Source organism: Burkholderia sp. Ac-20392, assembly GCF_017104585.1.
In the GTDB taxonomy this organism is placed as follows: Bacteria; Pseudomonadota; Gammaproteobacteria; order Burkholderiales; family Burkholderiaceae; genus Burkholderia; species Burkholderia lata.
Genome location: NZ_JAAGPB010000500.1, coordinates 1 through 5,800 on the forward strand (window position 1 = coordinate 1; position 5,800 = coordinate 5,800).

5 protein-coding genes are annotated in these 5,800 nt (G+C 65.7%); 1 reads left to right on the forward strand and 4 read right to left on the reverse strand.

The window, feature by feature from the left end; translation table 11 throughout:
- Positions 1-971, reverse strand: a 971-nt coding sequence (locus tag G3N99_RS33125; protein WP_241011982.1) for a 3-hydroxyacyl-CoA dehydrogenase NAD-binding domain-containing protein, incomplete at its 3' end; no start/stop codon positions are given.
- 549 nt (positions 972-1,520) lie between these two features.
- Here G3N99_RS33125 and G3N99_RS33130 point away from each other — a divergent pair.
- On the forward strand, positions 1,521-2,609 hold the full coding sequence (locus G3N99_RS33130) for an ionic transporter y4hA (protein WP_174937363.1): 1,089 nt from the start codon (positions 1,521-1,523) through the stop codon (positions 2,607-2,609).
- A gap of 94 nt (positions 2,610-2,703) precedes the next feature.
- Here G3N99_RS33130 and G3N99_RS33135 read toward each other — a convergent pair whose 3' ends face one another.
- The 3 genes from G3N99_RS33135 to G3N99_RS33145 all read right to left on the reverse strand — a co-directional run.
- Positions 2,704-3,837, reverse strand: a complete 1,134-nt coding sequence (locus tag G3N99_RS33135; protein ID WP_206124480.1) for a transporter substrate-binding domain-containing protein — start codon at positions 3,835-3,837, stop codon at positions 2,704-2,706.
- Between the two features lie 20 nt (positions 3,838-3,857).
- Positions 3,858-4,631, reverse strand: a complete 774-nt coding sequence (locus tag G3N99_RS33140) for a hypothetical protein (protein WP_174937367.1) — start codon at positions 4,629-4,631, stop codon at positions 3,858-3,860.
- Between the two features lie 667 nt (positions 4,632-5,298).
- Positions 5,299-5,800, reverse strand: a 502-nt coding sequence (locus G3N99_RS33145) for an amidohydrolase family protein (protein WP_206124481.1), incomplete at its 5' end; no start/stop codon positions are given.

The following is a 5,800-nucleotide window of genomic DNA, read 5'->3' on the forward strand; positions in this document are numbered from 1 at the left end:
TCCTGCGCAAACAGGGCGACGTCGGCCGGCGCATCGCGCGGCGCTTCGAGATCGGGTGCGGGCGGCGTCGCGCCGTCCGCATACGAATAGAAGCCGCGCCCCGACTTGCGCCCGAGGAAGCCCGCGTTCACGAGCTCCTGCTGGATCAGCGACGGCGTGTAGCGCGGATCGTTGAAGTACGCGCGGAACACCGATTCGGTCACCGCGAAGTTCACGTCGTGGCCGATCAGGTCCATCAGCTCGAACGGCCCCATCCGGAAGCCGCCGGCCTCGCGCATCACCGCGTCGATCGATGCCGGCGTGCCGCCCTGCTCGTTCAGCACGCGCAGCGCCTCCGCGTAATACGGCCGCGCGACGCGGTTCACGATGAAGCCCGGTGTCGATTTCGCCATCACGGGCCGCTTGCCCCATGCGGCGGCGGTGACATAGAGCACCTGTGCGACCTCGGGCGCGGTCGCGAGCCCGCTCACCACCTCGACGAGCGCCATCAGCGGCGCCGGGTTGAAGAAATGCAGGCCGGCGACGCGCTGCGGCACGCGCAGCCCGGCCGCGATCGACGTGATCGAGATCGACGACGTGTTGGTGGCCAGCAGGCACGCGTCGTCGACATGGCGCTCAAGGGTCGCGAAGATCTCGCGCTTCACGTCGAGCCGCTCCGCCGCCGCCTCGACGATCAGTGCGGCGCCCGCGAAATCAGCCAGTTCACGCACCGCGCGAATCCGGGCGCCTGCCGCGTCGGCCTGGGCCGGTTCGAGCCGGCCCTTCTCGGCGAGCCGCGCGAACTGCGCGCGGATGCCGGCCAGCGCCTTGTCGCGGGCGGCTTCGTTCAGGTCGAACAGCAGCACCGTATGGCCGGCCGCCGCCGCGACCTGCGCAATGCCCGCGCCCATCGCGCCGGCACCGATCACGCCGACGACGGACGACGGCGCCAGCGCGCCCGAGTTCACCGAATGTGCAGAAGAAACAGCCATCGCTTGCGATCCGTCATGAAGTGGAGGTGCTGGCTATTATAAACCGACCGGTCGGTAGATTTATGTCAGGGCGAGCCCGAATTTGTCGTGCAAGAGACCGTTACGGAAACTGCAAAGACAAAAAATTGAAAGGTCGGGGCACTTTTTGTAAACCGAAAGGTCAATGAAAGCGTTCTAATATGAGATAGTGACCCCCGAACGCCTGATAAAATTCGACAAACCGCCGGATTTCAGGGGGAAACCGCGTGTCACGCTGCCACCGCCGTCCATCGTCGGCCGCCCTTCCGGGGTCGGAACCGAGCCTCCGGCCCGCGCGTCGTCACACGTGCTCGCCTCGCCGCTTGCGGCCAGCCGCATCGAACCGTTTCATCCAGCGACGGGCTCCAGCCCGCCCGCGCCCCTCGCTGCCTCACGGCGGCGAACCCAGGGCAGCACCGTTGCGTGCCGCCCCCTTTCGGTTTCATCATCCTCGTTCGGCGGATAGTACGGCCGGGCTTCGTCAACCCGTGACGGCGCGTCGCGCGCCGCCACTCGCATAAGGAAACCCCCATGCCGCTCTCGTCCAACCAGCTCCCGCGCTGGACCCTCGTGGCCCCGCTTGCCGCATGGCTGGTCCTCGCGCTGTCGCGCGTCGTGCCGGCCGAAGGCCTCGTCATCGCGGTGTTCGCCGCCGCACTCGCCGGCGCCGTGTTCGCCGCCGTCCACCATGCCGAAGTCGTCGCGCACCGCGTCGGCGAGCCGTTCGGCACGCTCGTGCTCGCGGTCGCCGTGACCGTCATCGAAGTCGCGCTGATCGTGTCGGTGATGCTCGGCGCGGGCCCGGAGAAATCGGGCCTCGCCCGCGACACCGTGTTCGCCGCCGTGATGATCATCTGCAACGGCATCGTCGGTATCTGCCTGCTGGTCGGCGCGTGGAAGCACGGCGAACAGGACTTCCAGGGCCGTGGCGCCAGCAAGGCGCTCGCGGTGCTGGCGTCGCTGTCGGTGCTGTCGCTCGTGATGCCGAACTACCTGAACGCCGCACCGGGCCCGTTCTTCTCGAAATCGCAGCTCGCGTTCGCCGGCGTGTCGTCGCTCGTGCTGTACGGCGCATTCGTGTTCGTGCAGACCGTGCGCCACCGCGACTACTTCCTCGCCGCGCACGACAGCGCGAACGAGGCGGTGCACGCGGCCGCGCCGAGCAACCGCACTGCGCTGATCAGTCTGGTGCTGCTGTTCGTGAGCCTCATCTCGGTCGTGCTGCTCGCGAAGCTGCTGTCACCGGCCGTCGAGCATGCGGTAATGAAGCTCGGTGCGCCCGAGGCCGCGGTCGGTATCGTGATCGCCGCGCTCGTGCTGCTGCCGGAAGCGCTCGCGGCCGTCACCGCCGCGCGTGCGAATCGCCTGCAGACCAGCATGAACCTCGCGCTCGGTTCGGCGCTCGCGAGTATCGGGCTCACGATCCCGACCGTCGCGGCCGTGTTCATCTGGGTCGGCCAGCCGCTCACGCTCGGCATCGGCCCGATGGAAACCGTGCTGCTGGCGCTCACCCTGCTGGTCAGCACGCTGACGCTCAGCCAGGGGCGTACGACGGTGCTGCACGGCGTCGTGCACCTGTCGCTGTTCGCCGCTTACCTGTTCCTGTCGATCACGCACTGACGCAGAAAAGCGCGCGGCCCGGCGGATCACTTCCGCCGGGCCGCGCGCAGTCTTTCACGTCGCTTCAGCTTTCCTCGTTCACGTCACGCCGCCGTTACCGCACCGGAATCACCAGATGCTGGCCCGCCAGGATCAGGTTCGGGTTGGCAAGGTTGTTGCGGCGTTGAATCTCGCGATAACGCTGGCCGCTGCCGAGCTTGCTCGCCGCGATCATGTTCAGCGTGTCGCCCGCCTTCACCACATACGTATGTTCGCCCGACGCGGCCGCGGTCGTCACCGCCTGGTCGCTGACGAAGTACTTGCGCAGCAGGTCGAGATATTGCGGCGACTGCTTGAGCTTCGCGATCGCGGCATTCAGGTAGATCAGCAGATCCTGGTCGTCGGCGCGCACGCCGATCTTGTACGCGATGTTCGAGCCGTCGAGCTTGGTCACCGCGAACTTCAGGTCGGTGTCCTTGATCGAGCTGACCGCGAACGGATAGTCGTAGATGAACGCGTCGACCGTATGGCCGTCGATGCTCTTCGCGATGAACGCCGGATCGGAATCGTCGATTTCAACGAACTTCACGTTCGGATACTGGCGCGTGACGAACGCACGCACGTCCGGGTCGCCCTTCAGGATACCGACCGTCTTGCCCGCGAGATCGTCGGTCGAGCGGATCGCGGAGCCCTGCCGCACGATCAGCGAGTAGCCGAAATCGTCGACGTACGGCACCGAATAGACAACGCCCGACGGCGTATTGTCCGGGAACGTCAGCCCGTCCATCGCGACGTCGACCACGTGGTTCCCCTTCGCGTCCGTATCGAGGAGTTGCTTCGGCACGCCCGGGTACGTATCGACCTCGTGACGCGTATCGACGACCACCGGCTTGCCGCCGTGCGAGAACGACGGATCCGCGAACAGCAGCCGCGCGAACTCGACGTTGAAGCCGTGCGGCGCGCCCTTGTCTTCGCCGAAGAACGGTTCGCTCGGGTTCTGCACGGAGATCCGCACGATGCCGTTTTCGGCAATCGATTTCAGCGTGCTGGCCTGCGGCGTGAAGCCGGCCGGCAGCACGTTGGACGACGGCGACGACTGCGCGGACTGCCCGGTGTCGCCGCTTTGCGCGGACGTCGAGCCCGGGGCCGCGTCATGCGCGGGAATCAGCGTCGACAGGCCGCCCTGATGCACGATCCATACGCCGACGAGCACGACCAGAAATGCGATGGCGCCAAGAAGTTTTTTCATGGTTGCGAGCCTGCAGGAAGTTATTGTTGTTTCGACGGCAGTTGCGCCGGGTTCGTCGCATCGAGCCCGGGCGCGTGCGGCGCGTTCATCACCGCCTGCTGCTGCGCCTGCTTGACCTCGGGGTTATCCATCAGCGACGTCTCCATTTCGGAGAACGCCTTGTTGACCGAGCGCATCACCGAATCGACGGCCACATCGGTCTTGATCTGCTCGAACGTATCGGACGCCTGCTTGCCCGCGAGCTTGTTCATCTGCTGCGCGGCCTGCGACATGTCCCACATCGCCTTCGCGCGGTCGATCGCCGATGCGAAGTTCTTCAGTTCGGCCTGCACCTGCTTGTAACGCCCCTCGCGAAACGACAGCAGCTGCTTCATCGTGTCGAGCTGCTGCCGGAAGCGTGGCGCGTCGTCCGGATACTGCTTCTCGAACAGTTCCGTCTTGCTTTCGAAGTTCTTTACCTCGGTGCGGAATGCGGTGATGCTGTCCGCGAACTTCTGGGCCGCCTGGCGCTTTTCCGCGAGCTGGTTGATCAGCGTCTCGATCGGATTGGCCTGCGCCTCCTGGACGATCATCTTCACCTTCTGGTTCGCGAACTTCATCGCGACGACCGGTGCGAAATAGATCGCACCGAGGCCGATCACGCCCGCCGTGACCAGCGCGATCACCCCTTTCAGGATGAACAGCGCCGCCGGTGCCGCGATCGCGACGCCGGCGACGATGATCGCCCACTTGATCAGCTTGACCTTGCCACTCCCCGAACTGCCGTTTCCTTCTTCATTCGAAAGCTGCGACATGAGTTTTTCTCCTTGAACCTCGAACCGAACTGCTTGCGTTAGCTTTTTCAAGCTCAATCGAAATGCTTCGGACTTCGGACCCGCCAGGCAATCAGGCAAGCCGGCGGTGCAATACAAGGATGGGCGCAACGGACGTCACGAGACGCCGGTGTAGGCGCCGTTCAGGATGCGGTGATGAGGGCTGGCAGACGGCGCTGCGATGCGGCGCGCCGGACGCGCGCCGTTCATCGCCGCGGCGCGCGCGCGGACGGGAAAGTGTACCGATGCACGGTACGAAACGGGATGACGGATACGTGACGCGCAGAGCGTCGGGAGAAGCGTTGTTCCGGCGGGCCGACAATCGCGGGGCCGGTATTCCGGTACGAGTGCGTAAAGGCTCATCGTTGTTCTTTTGTGTATCGCGGGTGCAGGAACCGCGCGGCCGGCGCGTCCCGCTCCAAATGCACGGACGTATCCTGCGCCGACCGGCATGCAGCGTCAAGCAGTTGTCGCAGTGCAGCGAAACGCTGCGTTCCTCCGTTGGAACACCCTCGGCGAAACAGCTTTCAGCACGGTAAGGATTCGCAGGACTGCGACCTGTCGTGCTCGGTCAGGATTGCTTGGCGTTGCAGGTGACATGCTTCCGGATTGAAAGCTTGTCACACTCGGTTTCGTCCTTGCAGCCGATTCAGAATCCGTAAAGTACGGTCGGGTTGTCGACCAGAATCGCGCGGCTGATCGCGTCGTCCGCCGTGCAGTCGTCCAGCCAGCCGAGCAGGCTCAGGTCATCTGGAACCGGCGACGCGTTCGGGTGCGGCCAGTTGCTGCCCCATACGCACCGCGCCGGATGGTGGCGCGCCAGCACGGCGGCGAGACGCGCGACATCGTCGTATCCGGGCGCACCCGAGCGCGACGTCTCGTACGGCGCGGACAGCTTCACCCATGCGTGGCCGCGGTCGAGCAGGCGCCGCAGCGCGAGAAATGCCGGCGCGTCCGGCGCGACGGGCGTCAGGAACTTGCCCGTGTGATCGATCACGACACGCGCCCGTAGCGAGGACAGCAACGGCACGACCTCGGGCAGCGTCCGGCCGTCGAGCTGCAGGTCGACGTGCCAGCCAAGCGGCCCGATCCGCGCGGCCATCCGCTCCAGTTCGTCCCACCGCGCCAGGCCGCCCGCCAACATCATGAAC